Source organism: Streptomyces sp. SAT1 (assembly GCF_001654495.1).
Taxonomy (GTDB): Bacteria; Actinomycetota; Actinomycetes; order Streptomycetales; family Streptomycetaceae; genus Streptomyces; species Streptomyces andamanensis.
The window spans coordinates 2,611,917-2,630,842 of record NZ_CP015849.1 but is presented as its reverse complement, the minus strand read 5'-3'; the positions used below and the strand labels follow the sequence as shown (position 1 = coordinate 2,630,842).

At 72.7% G+C, this 18,926-nt stretch carries 20 protein-coding genes and 2 tRNA genes; 12 read left to right on the top strand and 10 right to left on the bottom strand.

All coding sequences use genetic code 11. From position 1 onward, the window contains the following. From A8713_RS11425 to A8713_RS11390, 8 genes are all read left to right on the top strand, one after another. The gene (locus A8713_RS11425; RefSeq protein WP_064533323.1) at window positions 1-1,053 is read left to right on the top strand and encodes an ABC transporter ATP-binding protein; all 1,053 of its coding nucleotides are present in this window, start codon (window positions 1-3) and stop codon (window positions 1,051-1,053) included. Then, entirely contained in the window at window positions 1,043-1,963 is a 921-nt protein-coding gene (locus A8713_RS11420) for a 2-aminoethylphosphonate ABC transporter permease subunit (RefSeq protein WP_064533322.1), read from the top strand. Before A8713_RS11425 ends, A8713_RS11420 begins: the two co-directional genes overlap by 11 nt. After that, window positions 1,950-2,747: an ABC transporter permease gene (locus A8713_RS11415; RefSeq protein ID WP_173860832.1), complete on the top strand. Its 798-nt coding sequence runs from the start codon at window positions 1,950-1,952 to the stop codon at window positions 2,745-2,747. The genes A8713_RS11420 and A8713_RS11415 overlap by 14 nt, the downstream gene beginning before the upstream one ends. Window positions 2,748-2,819: 72 nt before the next feature. Further along, window positions 2,820-3,875 carry a 2-aminoethylphosphonate ABC transporter substrate-binding protein gene (locus tag A8713_RS11410; RefSeq protein WP_064533321.1) on the top strand — a complete coding sequence of 352 codons (1,056 nt, stop codon included), beginning with the start codon at window positions 2,820-2,822 and terminating at the stop codon, window positions 3,873-3,875. A gap of 74 nt (window positions 3,876-3,949) precedes the next feature. Next, on the top strand, window positions 3,950-4,729 hold the full coding sequence (locus A8713_RS11405; RefSeq protein ID WP_018565629.1) for an HAD-IIA family hydrolase: 780 nt from the start codon (window positions 3,950-3,952) through the stop codon (window positions 4,727-4,729). A 157-nt stretch (window positions 4,730-4,886) separates the two neighbouring features. After that, entirely contained in the window at window positions 4,887-5,249 is a 363-nt protein-coding gene (locus tag A8713_RS11400) for a hypothetical protein (RefSeq protein ID WP_159393084.1), read from the top strand. A gap of 27 nt (window positions 5,250-5,276) precedes the next feature. Continuing rightward, on the top strand, window positions 5,277-5,513 hold the full coding sequence (locus tag A8713_RS11395) for a hypothetical protein (RefSeq protein WP_064533319.1): 237 nt from the start codon (window positions 5,277-5,279) through the stop codon (window positions 5,511-5,513). 99 nt (window positions 5,514-5,612) lie between these two features. Next, complete coding sequence (locus A8713_RS11390) at window positions 5,613-6,635, top strand: glycoside hydrolase family 6 protein (RefSeq protein ID WP_064533318.1); 1,023 nt, start codon at window positions 5,613-5,615, stop codon at window positions 6,633-6,635. A gap of 23 nt (window positions 6,636-6,658) precedes the next feature. On the opposite strand, the gene A8713_RS11385 is transcribed toward A8713_RS11390, so the two are convergent. The 4 genes from A8713_RS11385 to A8713_RS11375 form a co-directional block, all read right to left on the bottom strand. Next, window positions 6,659-8,593, bottom strand: coding sequence for a kelch motif-containing protein (locus A8713_RS11385; RefSeq protein ID WP_064533317.1), 1,935 nt, complete (start codon window positions 8,591-8,593; stop codon window positions 6,659-6,661). Beyond that, the gene (locus A8713_RS11380; protein ID WP_064533316.1) at window positions 8,590-10,464 is read right to left on the bottom strand and encodes a glycosyltransferase family 2 protein; all 1,875 of its coding nucleotides are present in this window, start codon (window positions 10,462-10,464) and stop codon (window positions 8,590-8,592) included. The genes A8713_RS11385 and A8713_RS11380 overlap by 4 nt, the downstream gene beginning before the upstream one ends. A 228-nt stretch (window positions 10,465-10,692) precedes the next feature. Then, window positions 10,693-10,866, bottom strand: coding sequence for a hypothetical protein (locus A8713_RS33535; RefSeq protein WP_159393083.1), 174 nt, complete (start codon window positions 10,864-10,866; stop codon window positions 10,693-10,695). After that, the gene (locus tag A8713_RS11375; RefSeq protein ID WP_064533315.1) at window positions 10,863-11,279 is read right to left on the bottom strand and encodes an ATP-binding protein; all 417 of its coding nucleotides are present in this window, start codon (window positions 11,277-11,279) and stop codon (window positions 10,863-10,865) included. The genes A8713_RS33535 and A8713_RS11375 overlap by 4 nt, the downstream gene beginning before the upstream one ends. Before the next feature lie 159 nt (window positions 11,280-11,438). Between A8713_RS11375 and A8713_RS11370 the strand changes: the two genes are divergently transcribed. Beyond that, the gene (locus A8713_RS11370) at window positions 11,439-12,575 is read left to right on the top strand and encodes a helix-turn-helix domain-containing protein (RefSeq protein WP_064533314.1); all 1,137 of its coding nucleotides are present in this window, start codon (window positions 11,439-11,441) and stop codon (window positions 12,573-12,575) included. A 202-nt stretch (window positions 12,576-12,777) separates the two neighbouring features. Here A8713_RS11370 and A8713_RS11365 read toward each other — a convergent pair. Further along, window positions 12,778-12,851: transfer RNA gene (locus A8713_RS11365), tRNA-Lys, on the bottom strand. Window positions 12,852-13,040: 189 nt separating this feature from the next. Between A8713_RS11365 and A8713_RS11360 the strand changes: the two genes are divergently transcribed. The 3 genes from A8713_RS11360 to A8713_RS11350 all read left to right on the top strand — a co-directional run bounded on the left by A8713_RS11360 (window position 13,041) and on the right by A8713_RS11350 (window position 15,451). Beyond that, window positions 13,041-14,171 (top strand): SPFH domain-containing protein, encoded by a 1,131-nt coding sequence (locus A8713_RS11360; protein WP_079158915.1) that lies wholly within the window; start codon window positions 13,041-13,043, stop codon window positions 14,169-14,171. A gap of 110 nt (window positions 14,172-14,281) precedes the next feature. Beyond that, window positions 14,282-14,887, top strand: a complete 606-nt coding sequence (locus A8713_RS11355; protein WP_064533312.1) for a lytic polysaccharide monooxygenase auxiliary activity family 9 protein — start codon at window positions 14,282-14,284, stop codon at window positions 14,885-14,887. Between the two features lie 111 nt (window positions 14,888-14,998). Next, window positions 14,999-15,451, top strand: a complete 453-nt coding sequence (locus A8713_RS11350; protein ID WP_064533311.1) for a DUF3592 domain-containing protein — start codon at window positions 14,999-15,001, stop codon at window positions 15,449-15,451. Between the two features lie 104 nt (window positions 15,452-15,555). On the opposite strand, the gene A8713_RS11345 is transcribed toward A8713_RS11350, so the two are convergent. From A8713_RS11345 to ehuB, 5 genes are all read right to left on the bottom strand, one after another. Beyond that, window positions 15,556-15,629 (bottom strand) — tRNA-Lys (locus A8713_RS11345). Window positions 15,630-15,762: 133 nt separating this feature from the next. Then, on the bottom strand, window positions 15,763-16,566 hold the full coding sequence (gene ehuA / locus A8713_RS11340) for an ectoine/hydroxyectoine ABC transporter ATP-binding protein EhuA (RefSeq protein ID WP_385501760.1): 804 nt from the start codon (window positions 16,564-16,566) through the stop codon (window positions 15,763-15,765). Beyond that, window positions 16,556-17,206 carry an ectoine/hydroxyectoine ABC transporter permease subunit EhuD gene (ehuD, locus tag A8713_RS11335; RefSeq protein ID WP_064533310.1) on the bottom strand — a complete coding sequence of 217 codons (651 nt, stop codon included), beginning with the start codon at window positions 17,204-17,206 and terminating at the stop codon, window positions 16,556-16,558. Before ehuD ends, ehuA begins: the two co-directional genes overlap by 11 nt. After that, window positions 17,203-17,916 carry an ectoine/hydroxyectoine ABC transporter permease subunit EhuC gene (gene ehuC / locus A8713_RS11330; protein WP_064537435.1) on the bottom strand — a complete coding sequence of 238 codons (714 nt, stop codon included), beginning with the start codon at window positions 17,914-17,916 and terminating at the stop codon, window positions 17,203-17,205. Before ehuC ends, ehuD begins: the two co-directional genes overlap by 4 nt. After that, on the bottom strand, window positions 17,913-18,827 hold the full coding sequence (gene ehuB / locus A8713_RS11325; RefSeq protein WP_079158914.1) for an ectoine/hydroxyectoine ABC transporter substrate-binding protein EhuB: 915 nt from the start codon (window positions 18,825-18,827) through the stop codon (window positions 17,913-17,915). Before ehuB ends, ehuC begins: the two co-directional genes overlap by 4 nt. Between the last annotated feature and the right edge of the window lie 99 nt (window positions 18,828-18,926).

Below are 18,926 nucleotides of genomic sequence, written 5' to 3'. Positions count from 1 at the left end.
ATGAGCATCCGCTTCGACTCCGTCACGGTCGCCTACGACGGCAACGTCGTCCTCGACTCGCTCGACCTCACCGTCGCGCCCGGCGAGGTGATGGCGCTCCTCGGACCGTCCGGTTCCGGCAAGACCACCGCGCTGCGGGCGGTCGCCGGGTTCGTGCGGCCCGTGTCGGGACGGGTGCTTCTCGGGGAGCGGGACGTGACGGACCTGCCTCCCCACCGCCGGGGCATCGGCATGGTCGTCCAGCAGTACGCCCTCTTCCCGCACCTGCGGGTCGAGGACAACGTGGCCTTCGGCCTGAAGGCCCGCAAGACGGCCCGGTCCGAGATCCGCGCCCGGGTGGGCGAGGCCCTGGAGATGACCGGCATGGCCGCCTACGCGCGCCGCTACCCCCGGGAGCTCTCCGGCGGCCAGCAGCAGCGCGTGGCCATCGCCCGCGCGCTCGCCATCCGGCCCGCCGTGCTGCTGCTGGACGAACCGCTGTCCGCGCTGGACGCCCGGCTGCGCTCGGGCATGCTCGCCGAACTCGCGCGCCTGCACCGCGAACTGCCCGACGTGTCCATCCTGTACGTCACCCACGACCAGATCGAGGCGCTGACCCTGGCCGACCGGATCGCGGTCATGGACAAGGCCCGGCTGCGGGCCTGCGGGACACCGCAGGAGCTGTACCGGGCCCCGGCCGACGCCTTCACGGCGTCCTTCGTCGGCAACGCCAACCTGCTGCCGGTCACCGTGACCCCCGGCGGCGCCGCCCTCGGCGCCGCCGAGCTGACGGTCGACACGGCGGGCGCGGCGGCCGGCGCGCGGGCCACCCTGTGCGTACGCCCGCACCTGGTCGGGCTCGGCGACGGGCCCAACCGGCTCACCGGCACCGTCAGCGAGATCCAGTGGCGCGGCTCCACCCACCGGCTCTACGTCGACGTCGACGGCCACCCGGTGATGGCCGACCTGCCCGAGCTGCGCGAGCCGCCCGCGCACGGCGCCGAGGTCAGCCTGCACTTCGCCGCCGAGGACGCGGTGCTGCTGGCCGCGGGGGTGAGCGGCGATGAGCACTGAGCCGCTGACCACCCCGGCGTCCGCCCGTGCGGCGGGCCCCAGCGCCGCCCCGGCGCCCCCCGCAGCGGTGCGCGCCCCCGCCGCGTCCCGCACGGCCCGGCGCCTGCTGTGGGCGCTGCCCCCGGTCGTACTGCTCGCCGTCTTCTTCCTCTACCCGCTCGCCCTGGTCGTGCGGCAGTCCTTCCAGCCGGACGCGGGCGGCACCTCGGTGCAGCCGTACGCCGACGTGTTCGCCTCGGACGCCTTCCGCGAGGCGCTGTGGACCACCGTGTGGCTCGCGCTCGCCGCCACGGCGGGATGCCTGGTGCTGGGCTTCGTGCTCGCGCTGGTCATCGCCTTCGTGCCGTTCCCCGGCGCGAAGGGCGTGGCGAAGTTCATCGACGTCTTCCTGTCCTTCCCGTCCTTCCTGATCACCCTGGCGCTGCTGTTCGTCTACGGCCGCACCGGACTGGCCAACGGGCTGTGGACCCAGGTCACCGGCTCCGCCGACGGGCCCTTCGAGTTCCTGACCACGCCCTGGGGCGTGCTGCTCGCGGAGATCACCTACTTCACGCCGTTCGTGATGCGCCCGCTGCTCGCCGCGTTCACCCAGCTGGACACCGCGCAGCTGGAGGCGGCCGGCTCGCTGGGCGCCCGCGCCCCGCGCATCGTCCGGCAGGTGATCCTGCCCGAGGCGCTGCCCGCGCTCGGGGCCGGCGGGAGCCTGGTGCTCGTGCTGTGCCTCAACGAGTTCGGCATCGTCCTGTTCACCGGCGCCAAGGGCGTCACCACCCTGCCGATGCTCGTCTACAGCAAGGCGATCCTGGAGTCCGACTACCCGGGCGCCTGTGTGGTCGCCGTCGTCAACGTCCTGATCTCCGTGGGCCTCTACGGCCTCTACCGGGTGGTGAGCCGCCGTGCTGGTGCATAGCCGCAAGGGCCGCTGGGCCGTGTGGGCGGTGTTCCTCGTCCTCTTCCTGCCCCTGTTCGCCCTGCCCCTCCTCGTCGTCCTCGGCGCCTCCTTCGCCACCCACTGGTCCGGTGTGCTGCCCTCGGGCCTGACCACCGGCAACTACCGCACCGCCACCCGCGGCGACGCCCTCCAGGCGCTGACCACCAGCCTGGTCACCGCCGTCACCGCGAGCCTGCTCGCGCTGGCCGTGGGCACCTGGGCCGCGCTGGCCGGAGCGGCGCTCAGGAAGAGCCACCGCCGGGTGCTGGACGCGCTGTTCGTGCTGCCGGTCGCCGTGCCGTCGGTGGTGGTCGGCCTGTCGGTCCTGGTGGCCTTCTCCAAGCCGCCGATGCTGCTCAACGGCACCAGCTGGATCGTGATCCTCGCGCACACCGTGCTGGTCACCGCCTTCGCCCACCAGTCCGTGTCGGCGGCGATCGTCCGCCTCGACCCGGCCTACGAGCAGGCCGCCGCCTCGCTCGGCGCCCGCCCCTCCTCTGTCCTGTGGCGGGTGCGGCTGCCGCTGCTGCTGCCCTCGCTCACGGCCGCCGCCGGGCTCTGCTTCGCCCTGTCCATGGGCGAGCTGAGCGCCACGATGATGCTCTACCCGCCCGACTGGACCCCGCTGCCGGTGCTGATCTTCGCCGCCACCGACCGGGGCTCCCTGTTCACCGGCTCCGCCGTCGCCGTGGTGCTGATGGCGGTCACCCTGCTCGCCCTGCTGGCCGTCTCCCGCGTCCGCACCCGGGCGACCTACCGCTGACCCAACCCCCCGCCGTTGGTCCCTCCCGTCCCACGTCTCAGGCTTCCGCCCCCGCAAGGAGTCCGTCCCGTCATGCCCAGGAACACCCTCAAGCTCGCCGTCGCGCTCGCCGTGCTCGCCACCCCGCTGCTGTCCGCCTGCGGCGGCTCCTCCGCCGCCGCCGACGACAAGTCCGTCACCGTCTACAGCGCCGACGGCCTCAAGGGCGAGAACGGCGACGGCTGGTACGACCGCGTCTTCAAGGACTTCGAGAAGCAGACCGGCATCAAGGTCAAGTACGTCGAGGGCGGCTCCGGCGAGATGGTGCAGCGCGCCGTCCGCGAGAAGGCCAACCCGCAGGCCGACGTGCTGGTCACGCTGCCCCCGTTCATCCAGCAGGCCGACGGCAAGGGCCTGCTCCAGAAGTACACCCCCAAGGGCGCCGACCAGGTGGCCGCCGCCGACAAGGCCGCCGACGGCACCTGGACCTCGGTCGTCAACAACTACTTCGGCTTCGTCTACGACAAGAAGGAGCTGAAGCCCGCGCCCACCACCTGGGAGCAGCTTCTGGACGCGAAGTTCAAGAACCGGCTCCAGTACTCCACGCCCGGTGTCGCGGGCGACGGCACCGCCGTCCTGGTCAAGGCCATGCACGACTTCGGCGGCAAGGACGCGGCCCTGGAGTACCTGAAGAAGCTCCAGGCCAACAACGTCGGTCCGTCCGCCTCCACCGGCAAGCTCGCCCCCAAGGTGGACAAGGGCGAACTGCTCGTCGCCAACGGCGACGTCCAGATGAACTACGCCCAGTCCAAGACCATGCCGAACCTCGGCATCTGGTTCCCGGCCCGGCAGGGCGGCCGGCCCACCACCTTCGCGCTGCCCTACGCCGCCGGGCTCGTCACCAAGGCCCCGCACTCCGACAACGGCCGCAAGCTCCTCGACTTCATGCTCGCCCGGCAGGCCCAGGAGCAGGTCAGCGAGATCGGCGGCGGCTTCAGCTCGCGCACGGACGTCAAGGCCACCGACGCCAACGCCACCGCGCTGGCCAAGCTGATGACGGGCGTCGAGGTGTTCCAGCCGGACTGGGCGGACATCGACAAGAACCTCACCGCGTACGTCGACGCGTGGAAGGCGGCCACCGGGAGCTGAACCGTTCCGGCAAGATCGGGCCACTGGTTAGGCTGGGGCCACGCAGGCCCGCGTACGGCAGGAGACCGAAGCCCATGGCAGACCGCAAGCCCATCGAGTCGTGGCTCACCGACATGGACGGTGTACTGATCCACGAGGGTGTCCCGATCCCCGGCGCCGACGCCTTCCTGAAGAAGCTGCGCGACTCGGGCCGTCCGTTCCTGGTGCTCACCAACAACTCCATCTACACCCAGCGCGACCTGCACGCCAGGCTGCGCCGGATGGGACTGGACGTACCGGTGGACAACATCTGGACCTCGGCCCTGGCCACCGCGCAGTTCCTGGACGACCAGCGGCCCGGCGGCAGCGCCTACGTCATCGGCGAGGCCGGTCTGACCACCGCGCTGCACGACGTCGGGTACATCCTCACCGACCACGAGCCCGACTTCGTGATCCTCGGCGAGACCCGTACGTACTCCTTCGAGGCGCTGACCAAGGCCGTGCGCCTGATCAACGACGGGGCCCGGTTCATCGCCACCAACCCCGACAACGTCGGACCGTCGGTGGAGGGCGACCTGCCCGCCACCGGCTCGGTCGCCGCGCTGATCACCGCGGCGACCGGCAAGAAGCCGTACTTCGTCGGCAAGCCCAACCCGCTGATGATGCGGGCCGGGCTGAACGCGATCGGCGCCCACTCGGAGACCTCCGCCATGATCGGGGACCGGATGGACACGGATGTGCTCGCCGGTCTGGAGGCCGGGATGCGCACCTTCCTGGTGCTGTCCGGCGTGACCCAGCCCGACGACGTCGACCGCTACCCGTTCCGCCCCTCCGAGGTCGTCGCCTCCATCGCCGACCTCGTGGAGCAGATCTGAGCGCGGGCCCAGCGGCGGCACCCCGCCTTCCGGTCCAGCGCCCGCCCGGCATCCGGGCGGGCGCTGCACCATGTGCTCACCCGTTCGGAGCAGCACCGGCCCGTTGCGGATGCGGACGCCCCTGCCGTGGAGTCTCCTGGTACCCGGAGGTCTCACGATGGGTTCACTGCGCCTGACACTCTGTACAGGACTGCTGGTGGCCGGCGCCTTCGCACCGGCCCTGGGCCCCGCCTCCGGCACCGGCGACGGCACCGCCGGGGCCGGCGGCAGCCCCGCGGCGCCGTCAGCGGCGGCCGCGCCCGCCGCCGCACCCGCACGGGCGGCGCACCCGGAGCCCTCCCCGGCGCGGCCCACCCCCGCCGCACACGCCGTCGCACCCCTGCCCGGCACGGCGCACGCGGTGACCGGGCTGGTCCTCGCGGGCGCCGCCGCGGCCGCCGTCGTCCTCCTGCCCCGGGCCCGCGCCGCCCGCGCCGGAGACGGCGCGAGCGGGCGCGGCCGGCGGCGCACCGAGCACTGAAGGCGAGCACTGAAGGACGGGATCACGATGTCGTACACCGAACGCTTCCGCGGCGCCGGCCGCCTCCTCGCCGCGGTGCTCTGGGTGGCGCTGCTGCTCGCGCTGTGGCAGTGGGGCGCCTCGGCCGACGTACAGCGGTCACCGGCCGTGCCGACGACCGGGGACATGGCCGCGGTCGGCCGGCCCGCCCAGGACCACCCGGACCGGCGCGCCGAGCTGCCCGGCCCCGCCGTCTCGGCGTACCTCACCCGAACCGGCCCGTGAGACCGCCGTCGCCTGGCAGCATGGAACGCGGCGAATGCGCCGTATGCGCCTGAAGGGTCGAATGCGCCGGCGGGGACGAGGGGGACGAGGGGGAGTCGTATGCACGGCCACAAGGGGGCCCGCGGGCGCGTCCGCGCGGCGGCGGTGGTGCTGGGGGCGGCGCTGCTGGCGGCCGGGTGCTCCTCGGCGTCCCCGGGCGGGGACGACGGGGCGGGCGCGGCGGTCACCCAGCGGCCCGGGGCGGCCGGTGACCCGTACTGGGTGAACCCGGACAGCACGGCGGCCCGCCGCCTCGCAGGTCTGGTCCGGGCCGGGCGCACGGACGAGGCCGCGCTGCTCCGCAGGATCGCCGAGCAGCCCACCGGCCAGTGGATCGGACCGGAGAACCCCGAGCGGGAGGCGCGCGGCTTCACCGAGGCCGCCGACCGGGCGGGCCGCACCGCGCTGCTCGTCCTGTACGACATCCCGCACCGCGACTGCGGCCGCTACTCGCGCGGCGGCGCCGCCGACGGCGACGCCTACCGGGCCTGGATCGCCGCGGTGGCCCGCGGCATCGGCGGCCGCGCCGCCACGGTGGTGCTGGAGCCGGACGCCGTGCCGCACCTGGTGGACGGCTGCACCCCGGCCGAGTTCCAGGAGGAGCGCTACGACCTGCTCGCCGGGGCCGTCGCCACCCTCAAGTCCCTCGGGCGCACCGAGGTCTACCTGGACGCGGGCAACCCCGGCTGGGGCCGGCCCGGCCAGATCCACGAGCCGCTGCGGCGGGCGGGCGTCGAACAGGCGGACGGCTTCGCCGTCAACGTCGCCAACTTCTACTCCACCGGCCGGTCGCTCGCCTACGGCCGACAGCTCTCCGCGCTGACCGGCGGCAAGCACTTCGTCGTCGACACCAGCCGCAACGGCAACGGCCCCGCCACGGACGGCGACCCCGGCGAACGCTGGTGCAACCCGCCCGGCCGGGCCCTCGGCGAGCCGCCCACGACACGGACCGCCGACCCGCTCGCCGACGCCTACCTCTGGGTCAAGCGCCCCGGCGAGTCCGACGGCACCTGCAAGGGCGGCCCGAAGGCGGGCGACTGGTGGGAGGAGTACGCCCTCGCGCTGGCGGGAGCGGCCCGGTAGGCGCCCGGGGCCGGGTGCGCGGCTCACCGGACCCGCACCCACCGGGCGACACTGGGCGTGCCCCGGGCGTCGTCCACGAACAGCATGTACCAGCCCGGCTGCACCAGGTTCCGGTTCTCCGGCACCCGTACGGTGACCCGGTCGCCCGACACCGTGAAGTCCAGCGCGATCGAGCGCTGGTCCACGTCCGTGACGTGCGTGGAGGCGCTCGGCCGGATCAGCCGGGCCTTCCTGATCGTCGCGGCGTCCCGCGAGACGAAGGTGGCCGGGGCGCCGCGCGCCACGGTCCCCGGGCCGCCGGACAGGGCGGGCCGCGCGCCCCGGTACAGGTAGGGCGGGGTGTAGATCTCGATGCGCTGCTCGAAGGTGCCCGGCCTGGTGCCGGCCTTGTCGCCGTAGAGCGGGTCGGAGCCGAAGAACATCACCCGGCCGTCCGGCAGCAGCAGCGAACCGGAGTGGTAGTCGCGGCCCACCAGCGGATCGGCGACCCGGCGGAAGGCGCCGGTGCGCGGGTCGTACAGCCGGGCCTGGAGGATGTCGGAGGCGCCGCGCCCCCGGTAGTCCTCGGAGCCGCCGGAGACCAGCACGGTGTCGTCGGGCAGGACCGACGCCTGCGGGTAGCGGGTGCCCCGGTCCAGCGAGGGGCCGTCGGTGAAGCGCGGGTGCGCCGCCTTCAGGTCGATCAGCCGGGTCCTGCGGCTGGAGCGCGCGGACTCCCCGACGCCCCCGCCGCCGATGACCAGGTACCGCTCGTCCTGGGCGGGCGGCAGCAGCACCGTGCCGGACGTCTCCATCAGGTCCGGGTCGCTCAGTCCGGGCAGCGGGGTGAACCGGTTGCTGTCCACGTCCCACACGCCCGGGGCGCGGCCCACGTCAGCGGGCCCGTAGCCCGCGTTGGACCCGGAGTAGAAGAGCCTGCCGTCCTGCATCAGGAACAGCGCCGGGTAGGTCGGGAACTGACGGGCCTTCGGTGTGTACGCCCACGTCCGGGTCGCCGGGTCGAAGAGCTCGTTCTTGCCGGGGACCAGCTGGCCGATGTCGTCCAGACCGGAGACGCCGAGCACCTTCCCGTCGCCGAGGGTGGTGAGCGTCGGGTACCAGCGGGCCTCGTGCATCGGGTCGGCCTTGACGTACTTCTCGGCGACCGGGTCGAACTCGAAGGTGTCCCGGATCCCCTGGAAGTCCTTCTTGTCCAGGGCGAGCTTCTGCGCGATGCCGTAGGTGTTGCGGGCGTCGGCGCCGGTCAGGCCCTGGACGCGGTAGTTGTCCTGGGTGCCGGTCTCGTAGCGGGTGCCGCGGTGCTCGGCCTCGACGTAGATCCGGCCGAGTCCCGGGGTGTTGCCGAGGAACCTCCCGGTCCGGTCGAAGTTCTTCCTCGCGCGCGGGACGAGCACCGGGTCCCTGGAGACGAACGTCCTGCCGTTGGCCTTCCCGGTGAAGCGGGTGCCCGCGGGCAGGGTGACCGGCTCGTCCGGGTTCTCGTTGTGGACGATCATCAGACCGCCGGCCTTGGTGACGTCGCCCTTCAGCTTCTCGTAGCGCTTGGTGCCGCCCGCGATCAGGATGCTGCCGTCCGCGAGCTGGGTGTGGCCCGTGCAGAACAGGTCGGTCGGTGTGGGCACCTTCTTGACGGTGCCCTTCACCGGGTCCCACAGCCGGGAGTCGAACCGCCTGGCGTCGAAGTTCGCCTGGTTGTTGCCCGAGCCCGCGACCAGCAGCACCTTCCCGGTGTGCAGGAGCACCGCGTGGATGGTGTCCTGCCGGTACTCCTTCGGGAACTCCACGATGTCCCAGTGGCCGTGGGACGCCTTGTATCCCGGCTCGTCGATCTTGTACTGGTGGTAGCGCTGCGCGCCGAAGCGGTAGAGCCACGGCCCGTTCATCCCGGCCAGGGCGAGCACCACCACGGCGCCGAGCCCGACCCGGCGGGCCCGGCGCAGACCGGCCCGGTCCCTCATGCCTCACGCCCTCCCGTCCCGTGCCCGGCGTACGCCCGGGGCGCGGCGTCCCGCGCCGAAGGCGCCGCGTGCGCCGAGTTCGTCGGCTGCGCCGGGTGTGCCTCCCGCCCGGGTCCGGTCCCTGGCCGCCGCGGCGAGCAGAGCCGGACGGCGACGGGGGAGAGGGTGATCAGCAGGGCTAGCCCGGCCCAGGTGAGCATCGCCGGGTGGGAGTGCCCGCGGACGATCCCGGCCACGATCGAGCCGCCGAAGACCAGCACGAAGAACCAGTGCACACGGAACGTGCCGAACAGCGTGTCCGGGCTGTGCGCCGCGCCCTTGGGCGTCACCACGAACCGGCTGGGGCGGCGCAGCATCGCGTCCAGCAGCGCGCGGGCGTACACCGGCGCGGACAGCGCCGACATCACCATGCCGGCCACCCCGCCGGAGCCCTCGGGTTCGTGCGGGGAGACGTTGTGCCGGCGGTTCCAGACGTACAGGCCGATCTGGAGCGCGGACGCGTTCCCGTACAGCATCAGCCAGACCACGGGGTCGATGTTCACGCCCGAGGCGCCGAGGCCCAGGAAGAGCGCGCAGCTCAGCGCGGCCAGGATCCAGTTGAGCGCGGACAGCGGATAGAAGGCGACCAGCATCGTGTAGTTGAGGAGGCGGCCCGGCGGCAGCGAGCCGAAGCCCTTCCAGTACTGCGTGAGGATCGTCTCGTACGTCCCCCGGGACCAGCGCAGTTGCTGGGAGAAGAAGTCCGTCCAGGAGGCGGGGCCCTCGCCGACCGCGAGCACGTCCGGGGTGTACACGGACTTCCACCGGCGGCCGGTCGCGGGGTTCTTGGCGCGGTGCATCTCGAAGCCGGTCGCCATGTCCTCGGTGATCGAGTCGTGCAGCCCGCCGATCTGCTTCAGGGCACTGATCCGCACGGCGTTGCAGGTGCCGACGAACATGGGGGCGCCGTAGCGGTTCCCGGCGCGCTGGATCAGCGCGTGGAAGAGGAACTGCTGCGACTCGGCGGCCTTGGTGACGAAGGTGTCGTAGTTGCCGTAGACCTGCGGTCCGACGACGAAGCCGACGTCCGGGTCGCGGAAGTAACCGAGCATCCGCTCCAGGTAGTTGGGCAGCGGCACATGGTCGGTGTCGACGGAGGCGAGGACGTCGTAGGCGCCGCCGTGCGCCTGGAGCCAGGCGTTGTAGTTGCCGTGCTTGGTCCTGGCCCGGTGCGGGCCGCTGGGCCGGTTCCAGCGCTCGACGCCCCGGCGGGTGAAGTGGTGCACGCCCAGGCGCGCGCAGAGCGCCTTCGCCCCGGGGTCGTCGCCCTCGTCGAGCAGCCATACGTGCATGACGCCCCGGTGCCGCAGCCGGACGGCGGCCCGCAGCGTCCTGGCGGCCAGCTCCAGCGGCTCCTTGCCGGGCACGAACGTGGTGAGGAAGGCGACCCGGGTGCCGCTCTCCGGCACCACCGGGACGGGGTCGCGGGCGACCAGGGTGGCGTGCGCGTTGGACAGCACGTTCACACAGCGGAAGAGCTCGATCAGGCCGATCGAGACCAGCATCACCGCGTCCAGGAACGGCAGCCAGGAGTGGGCCGGATGGTCGCGCTCGGTCCAGTGGGCGGGCTGCATCAGCCAGGCCAGCAGGACCAGGGAGAGCAGCGGCGCGGCCACCAGCATCAGCGTGACCCGGACCCGGTGCGGCTCCTGGGCCAGCAGGGAGCGGTGGCGCACCCGGTAGGGGCGGTCCGGGTCGGGCCGGGTGAGCGGTCCGGCCAGCCGGCTGTGGTGCTCGTAGTCGTATCTGGGCAGGGTGCTCCTGATCGTGCGGAACGCCCCGGTGGTGCTGCCGCTGCGGTGCCGGGCGCCCGGCGGCGGCGTCGATGTCATGACTCATCCCCCCACGCGCGGTCCGGCGCGTGTCGATCCCGTTTCGTACCGGTTGCATGGCTGCCCGGCCCGACGGCACTCGACGCGCGGAAGCCGCGCCTTCGGGGGGTGCACATGAGTGCGAGCGGGGGTGGGGGGCGGTGACCGGGGAACGCGGAGGGCCCCTCGCTCGCCCGAGGGGCCTTCCGGTGTCGTGCGCCGCCAGGACTCGAACCCCGGACCGCTGCCCTATTCGTCCTCCTCCGGCTCCCCGCCCTCGGAGTCGGGAGCCGGAGCCCAGCCGGTCGCGTCGGGCTCGGAGGCGGGGCTGATGCGCAGGCACCCGTCCGAGCCGAACAACTCGATCAGCTGCGACAGGTGCGCTCGGGCCAGGCTTCGACCGGGCGTCTCTTCGACGGTCATCCGCGCCCCTCCAGGTCCGCCCACACGACCTTGCCCCAGCGCCGCACGTCCGTGCCCCAGTCGGCGGCCAGCGCCGCCACGAGGCGCAGGCCGCGCCCGCCCTCGTCACCGCCGTCCGCTTCGCGCTCCATCGGACGCGCCCGGGACAGGTCCGCGACGGCCACGCGCACCGTGTTCTGGGCCGTGCGCTCCACCACCACGCGGATGCTCTCGCGCCGGGCGTGCCGGACGGCGTTGGACACCAGCTCGGAGACGATCAGGGCGCCGTCCTCGGCCAGTTCCTCCAGCCCCCGGACGGCGCAGGCGCCTCGGACCAACTGCCGCGCCGTAGCGGCGCTCCCGGGTTCTCCCGGCAGCGTCTCGGAGTACCCGGGGTGGCCGGTGGGGCGGGTCCGGGTTGTAGGTTGCGGCATGTCGATCTGCTCTCTCAGGTCGGCCGAGTCCCGGGGCCGTTCGCGCGGTCGCCGGGACGCTTCGCGTTCAGGTAACCGGCGTCCCCGATCGGTGGGAGGGGCCGCACGGGGGGCCAGGGGAGGGGCCATCGCGAGTAACTTGGTGGCAGGAGGCACCGCATGAACGACCGAGCGAGACGTGCCCAGTTCGGCGCGCACCTGGCGAGCCTGCGCGCAGGCGTGGGCCTCTCGCAGCGCTCCCTGGCCCACCGGCTGTGCGCCGTCGCCGGGATCACCACCCTGACGCGCAATGAGGTCTCCCGGTGGGAGCGCGGCGGGCGCATCCCGGACGCGTGGCTGCCTCCGCTCGCGCAGGTGCTCGGGCAGCCGCTGGGCGCCCTGGAGCGGGAGGCCGCGCGAGCCCGGGGGGAAGCTGAGCCGCCGGACTGCGCCGACCGTGACCCGGACACGTACGTGCAGGACGCCGTGGGGTGGCTGCTCGCGCACGACAACCGCCACGGCGGGGACCACGTGGCGGACGCGGCCCTGCAGGTGTGGGAGGCGGAGCGCGGCCGGATCACCGGCGAGGACAGACAGCACCTCGCCCAAGTGGCGGAGATCGGGGAAGTGGCCGGGTGGCTGCTCCACGACGCCGCCCGGTTCCGCGAGGCGCGCGCCACGCTGGCGGAGGCACACGCCCTGGCCCGGCTCGCCGGGGACGGCCCGCTGGAGTGGTTCATCCTGGACCTGATCGCCATGATCGACGTGCATGCCGGCCGCGCCGGTGAGGCCATGGCGATCACGGACGAGATGCTGACCGGCCGCGAGGTGCGCGGCCGCGTGGCGCTCATGGCCCGCGTACGGCGCGCGCGGAGTCTCGCGCAGGCCGGAGACCGGGCCCGCGCCCTGGACGCGCTGGAGCGGGCCACGGGAGCACTCCAGGACTCGATACAGGCCAACGATCCCGCGTTCACCTGGTGGATCGACACCACGGAAGTGGAGTTGCACACCGGTGAGGCGTTGCTCAGCCTCGGAGACCCCCGGGCAGCCCTCCCGCACCTCCAGCGGAGTTCGGAGGGCTCCAGGGGTGGCGGGGGCCGCCGGGAGTTCGGCAACGTGCTCGCGGAGCTGACCGCCCTTGTGCAGCTCGGCGCGTGGCGGGACGCCGAAGCGCCGCTGCTCCGGCTCGAACCGATCCTGCGGGCGGTCACGTCGTCCCGGACCCGTGTCCGCCTCCGGTGCACGCTGCGCACCATCGACCGGGACGCCCCGGTGTGGCTCGCGGACACGGCCCGCGAGGTCGCAGCAGCCGGGTAGGCCGTCCACACGCACGAACAAGATCAGCCAGGGGCGGGGGTGGTGACCGAGGAACGCGGAAGGCCCCTCGCTCGCCCGAGGGGCCTTCCGGTGTCGGGGGTGTGGGTGGCGGGGCCCCCACCGCGCGCGGCGCAGCCGTGCAAAAACGACGATGGCGGGTCTTGTCCACGCTTTCTGTGGACAAGACCCGCCATCGTCATCGTGCGCCGCCAGGGACTCGAACCCCGGACCCGCTGATTAAGAGTCAGCTGCTCTAACCAACTGAGCTAGCGGCGCCTGCTGACGTGGAGAACTTTACAGGAAGCAGTGAGGTGCCTGTGACCACCGCCCGGGGGTGGGGGGAGCGCCGGGAGAGGCCCCTTCGCGTCATTCAGACCGTCAGACATGCGTATTTTTGGGCTGATTGTGGCACTGATCATCGTGCATAGATCCGGACAAGTCCGTATGGAGTGTGACGTGGATCGCATGGAGCTCCCGGCCGACCTGCCGAATCGTTCCTTCCCTCGGCTCATCCAGAACGAGGCGACCACCGAGATCCCGGTCCACCTGCTCTTCCGCGACGAGGCCGGCCCGGCCCCCGCGCCCGCGCGGTCCTCGCCCGCGGCACCGGCGGCCCCCGTCCGGCCCGCCGTGGTGGGCAGCAGGCGGGGCGGCCCGGACGAGCCGTCGCGCCCGCGCCGCCGGGTGCCCGCGCCGGCCCGCCCGGCGCCCGGGGTGGACCCCGCCCTGGTGGAGCGGCCGGCCCGGACGCTGCCCGGCGCGGCCGGTGTCCTGGCCGGTGCCTGCGGGGCGGTGGGCTGTGTGCTCACCTCCTGGTGGGCGGGGGTGCTGCCGCCGCTCGCGGTGGAGGTGCTGCGGCTGCCGTCGGTCACGGGGGCGGGTCTCGGCCTGCCGCAGTGGGCCGCGTACGCCGGGGCCGGGGCGCTCGGGCTGCTCGGCTTCGGCGGGCTGGCCCGGGGGCGGACCGGGCGGGCCTGGGTGCTCCAGCGGTTCGGCCGCTACCGGGGGACCGTCCGGCGCGGCGGGCTGCTGTGGGTCAACCCGCTGGTGCCGCGCCGCCGGGTCGACGTACGGCTGCGGCACTGGCGCAGCGAACCGCTTCCGGCCGCCGACGCGGACGGGGTCGCGCTGCGGGTGGCGGTCCTCGTGGTCTGGCGGGTGCGGGACACCGCACGGGCCGCGCTCGGCGTCGACGACCACGAGGGGTATCTGCGGGACTGTGTGGAGGCCGCGCTGGCGCGGGTGACGGTGCGCGCGGCGGGCGGCGCGCGCCAGACGGCGGAGGCGGCCGGGGAGGCGCTGACCCGGCTGGTGGCGCGGGAGGCGGAGCCGGTCGGGATCGAGGTGTTCTCGGTCCGCCCGGCCCGGGTCGAGTACGACCCGGAGGTCGCCGGGGCCATGCACCGGCGCAGCGTGGCCGCGCTGGACGCCCGCGACCGGGCCGGTGCGCTGACCTCGGTGGTGGACTCGGTCGAGGACACGGTGACCCGGCTGACCATGCGGGGACTGGTCGATCTGGACGCCGGGGAGCGCAAGGTGCTGGTGCGGGATCTGACGGTGGCGTTCTGCGCGGGACGGCGGGAAACCATCCCGTGATTGGTATGGACATGTTCAAGTGGCGGCCATAATCTGGACTTGGTCTAGACCAGCACACCAGCACAGTTCAGCTCAGCGAACCTCCCCACACGTTCACCAGGAGCGACTCCATGCGGACCAAGGCCAAGTTGTACGCGGCCGTGCTGGGCCTCGCCACCACCGGTGCTCTCGCGCTCTCCACCGGCGGTGCCAGCAGCCACGGCTACACCGACCTCCCCATCAGCAGGCAGCTGCTCTGTGCCGACGGCACGGTGCGCGGCTGCGGCGAGATCCAGTGGGAGCCGCAGAGCGTCGAGGGGCCCAAGGGCTTCCCGGCGGGCGGACCGGCCGACGGGCACCTGTGCTCGGGCGGCCTGGACCGGTTCGGGCAGCTCGACGGCGCCCGGACCCCCAAGGGTGCGGACTGGCCCACCACCAAGGTGACCGGCGGCCAGAGCTACACCTTCCGCTGGCAGTTCGAGGCACGGCACGCCACGACCGACTTCAAGTACTACGCCACCAAGCAGGGCTGGAACCAGGACCACGCCCTGAGCAGGAGCGACCTCAACACCACGCCGTTCCTCACGATCCCCTACGGCGGCAAGCAGCCCCCGGCCACCCTCAGCCACAGCGGCACCCTGCCCACCGGTCTGAGCGGCCACCACGTGATCCTCGCCGTCTGGACGATCGCGGACACCGGCAACGCGTTCTACGCCTGCTCCGACGTCACCTTCTGACCCGGACACCCGGCGCCGGCCGCGCGGTTCAGAGCTTCTCCTGAGCAAAGGGCGCGGCCGGTGCGGGTAGCCTCCCTCCACGCCGGCCGGTCACGGCGTACGGGGGGTCCGATGGAAACGCTGTTCTATGTCGTCCCGGGACTCATGGCCTGCGGCGCGCTCTGCGCACTGGTCATGGTCACGAGACGCGCCGGTGAGATACGCCGCGCCTGGCGCGGCGGGCCGACCGCCGAGGCCCGCTGCCTGCGGGTGCACCTCGCGTCCGGCGGCGGGCAGACGTCCGCCGCCCCGCACCACGTGTACGAGTTCAGCACGCCCGAGGGCCGTGTCGTGCGGTTCACCGAGCGCGGGGGACCGCTGACGACCGTCGAGGGCGACATCGTCACCGTGCGCTACCCGGCCGGGCGTCCGGAGCGGGCCACGGCCCATGCCCCGGCGTCCGGCAGGCTCCTGGCGGAGCAGGGCTGCCTCTGCGCCTTCCTCGGGGTGTTCGCCGCCGTGTGCCTCGCCTTCATGGGCGTCGCCCATCTCGCTTTCGCGGTGGCAGGCGACGTGCTGCCGTGAAGCGACGCGCGGAGAAAAGCGAAAAAGCGAGGACGGTGAGAGGCGAGGACGGTGAAAAAGCGGTGAGGCCGGTCCATGGACTCATGGACCGGCCCCACCGTCGGTGCGCCGCCAGGGACTCGAACCCCGGACCCGCTGATTAAGAGTCAGCTGCTCTAACCAACTGAGCTAGCGGCGCATGACTCCCGCCGTCCGCTTCCCGCGTTCGGCGACGAAGAAAATACTACCCGGTCCCGAGGGGTGCTCGTGACCACCCGCGCGGCGGGCGGAGCAGGGGCGGTGCGCGCACCGGCCCCGCCCGCGCGGGCGGCTCACAGCACCGCGCTCAGGAACTCCCGGGTCCGCTCCTGCTCCGGGTCCCCGAAGATCCGCTCCGGTGGCCCGGACTCCACGACCCGTCCCGCGTCGAACATCAGCACCTGGTCGGAGATGTCCCGGGCGAAGCCCATCTCGTGGGTCACGCAGAGCATCGTGATGTCGGTGGAGCGGGCGATGTCCCGCAGCACGTCCAGCACGCCCGCGACCAGCTCCGGGTCGAGCGCCGAGGTCACCTCGTCCAGGAGCAGCACCTGCGGGCGCATCGCCAGCGCCCGCGCGATGGCCACCCGCTGCTGCTGCCCGCCGGAGAGCTGGGACGGCCGGGCATCGCACTTGTCGGCGAGACCCACCAGCTCCAGCAGCTCCCGCGCGCGCACCTCCGCCTCGTCCCTGCTCATGCCGAGCACGGTGACGGGGGCCTCGGTGATGTTCCGCAGCACCGACATGTTCGGGAACAGGTTGAAGTGCTGGAAGACCATCCCGATCTTCTTGCGGATCTCCCGGACCTGCTTCTCGGGCGCCGGGAAGAGCTGCTCGCCGTCGACCGTGATGGTGCCCTCGTCCGGCCGGGTCAGCGTCATCAGCAGCCGCAGGATGGTGGTCTTGCCCGAGCCGGAGGGGCCGATCAGCGTGACGTGCCGGCCGGCGGCGACGGAGAAGTCGAGCCCGTCCAGGACCGTGTGGTCGCCGAAGCGCTTGGTCACGTTCTCCAGGCGGACCAGTTCGCCGCCCGCCGCGCCGCCGGACCGCCGGGGCCCGGCGGCGTCCTCGGGGTTCTTCGTGGTGTCAACGGACAAGACGTCGCTCCAGTGCTCGCAGGAGGAGGGAGGCCAGATAGGAAACGAGGATGAAGGCCACACCGATCACGGTCAGCGGCTCGGTGAACTGGAAGTGCTGCTGCGAGTACAGGCGCGCCTGCCCGAGCATCTCCAGCACCGTGATCGCCATCAGCAGCGGTGTGTCCTTGAGCATCGAGATGACGTAGTTGCCGAGCGCCGGGACCACCCGGCGGATCGCCTGCGGCAGGATCACCGCCGTCCAGGTCCGCCGCCGCGGCAGGTTCAGCGCCGTCGCGGCCTCCCACTGGCCGGCGGGCACCGCCTCGATGCCGGCGCGGTACACCTGCATCGTGTACGTCGAGTAGTGCAGTCCGATCGCGAAGACACCGGTGGTCAGCGCGGAGAACGTCAGCCCCCACTCGGGCAGCACGTAGAAGAGGAAGAACAGCTGCACCAGCAGCGGGGTGTCCCGGACGAACTCCGTGACCACCCCGACCGGCCAGCGCACCCACCGGGTCGGCGCGCGCATCAGCAGCGCCCACACCAGGCCCAGCCCGAAGGAGATCAGCGAGCCCAGCACCAGTGCCTGGAGGGTGACCAGCAGACCGTCCCAGAAGTGCGGCAGGAAGTCGCGTACGGCGCCCCAGTCCCAGTTCACGCCGCACCACCCCCGACCGAGGTGCCCACCGGCCGCGCCGAGCGGGCGGCCGCGCCGCCCGGCGCCTTGCCGACGCCCCGCTTGAGCCGCTTCTCGAGACCGCGCATCAGCCGGGTGAGCGCGAAGGCGATCACGAAGTAGATGAGCAGGACGTACGTGTAGATGTGCGCGCTCTCCTGGAGCGCGAGCCGCACCAGGTTGCCGCTGAACGCCAGGTCGCCCATGCCCATGACCGACACCAGCGCGGTGCCCTTGAGCAGTTCGACCAGCAGGTTGCTGAAGGGCGGGATCATCTCCGGCACCGCCTGCGGCAGCAGGATCAGCCGCATCCGCTGCCAGGGCGTGAAGCTGAGCGCGATCCCGCCCTCGCGCTGCGCCGGTTCCACCGCGGTCAGCGCGCCGCGCACGATCTCGGCGCCGTACGCGCCGTACGTCAGCCCGAGCGCCAGCGTGCCCGCCCACAGCGGCACCAGCTGCCAGCCGAAGGCGGGCGGCAGCACGAAGAACACCCAGAAGATCATCACCAGCGCGGAGGTCCCGCGGAACACCTCGGTGTAGAAGCCCGCCAGGAAGCGGACGATCCACAGCCGGTGGGTGCGGGCGATACCGACCACGAAGGAGACGGCACCGGCCAGCAGCGCGCTGAGGACGAGCAGCTGGACCGTGATCCACACGCCTTGGAGTACGAGTTCCCACAGTCCCGTCGTCATCCGGCGCACAGCTCCTTCGCGGTCAGCTCCGTCATCTCGTCCTTCGAGAACCCGAAGGGCCGCAGGACGCGGAAGAGTTCGCCGCTCTTCTTCAGCTTGTGCAGCTCGGTGTTGAAGGCGTCGCGCAGCTTCGTCTCGGTCGGCCGGAAGGCGAAACCGCCGCCGTCCACATGGGGCTTGCCCTTCACCAGCGGCGCGAACGCCTCGGTGGCCTCCGCCTTGGCGGACTTCTTCACCACCGCGCGGGTGGTCAGCGCCGTCCCCGCGAAGACGTCGACGCGGCCCGCCTCCACGGCGTTCAGCCCGGCCACCTGGTCCGGCACGATCAGGATGTCGCTCTCCTTGTACCCGGCCTCCACCGCGTACTGGATCTCCGCGTAGCCGGTGCCGGTGGCGAACTTCGCCTTCTTGGCCACCACGTCCCTGTAGTCGTGCAGCCCCTTCGGGTTGCCCTTGCGGACGATGAAGGAGTCGAGCATCTGGTAGTCGGGGTCGGCGAAGAGCACCTGCTCGCACCGGTCGGCGTTGATGTACATCCCGGCGGCCACGACGTCGAACTGCTGGGAGTTCAGCCCGGGTATGAGCGAGCCGAACTCGGTGGGCACGGGCTGCACCCGGTCCACCCCCAGCCGCTTGAAGATCACCTTCGCCAGTTCGGGCGCCTCGCCCGTCACCTTCCCGTCCTTGCCGATGTATCCGAACGGGATCTCGCCCGCGATACCGAGCCGGACGACCCCCTGGGCCCTGAGCCGGTCCAGGAGGTCACCGCCGCCGTCCGCGGACGCCGTCGCCACGCGACTGCACCCCGCCGCCCCCAGCGCACCGGCCGCCGCGACCCCCGCGAGCAGCGACCGGCGGCTGGGCCGCGCGGGCGTCCGTCTGCCTCTTCCAAGTCCATGTGGTGGAGCCATGAGCGCGCCGCTACCCAGAGCCGGAGAACTTATGCGAAGGAAAACGCGGCCCCTCCTGGGTACCCGGAGAGGCGACCGTGGCGGGGCCACGACCGGGCA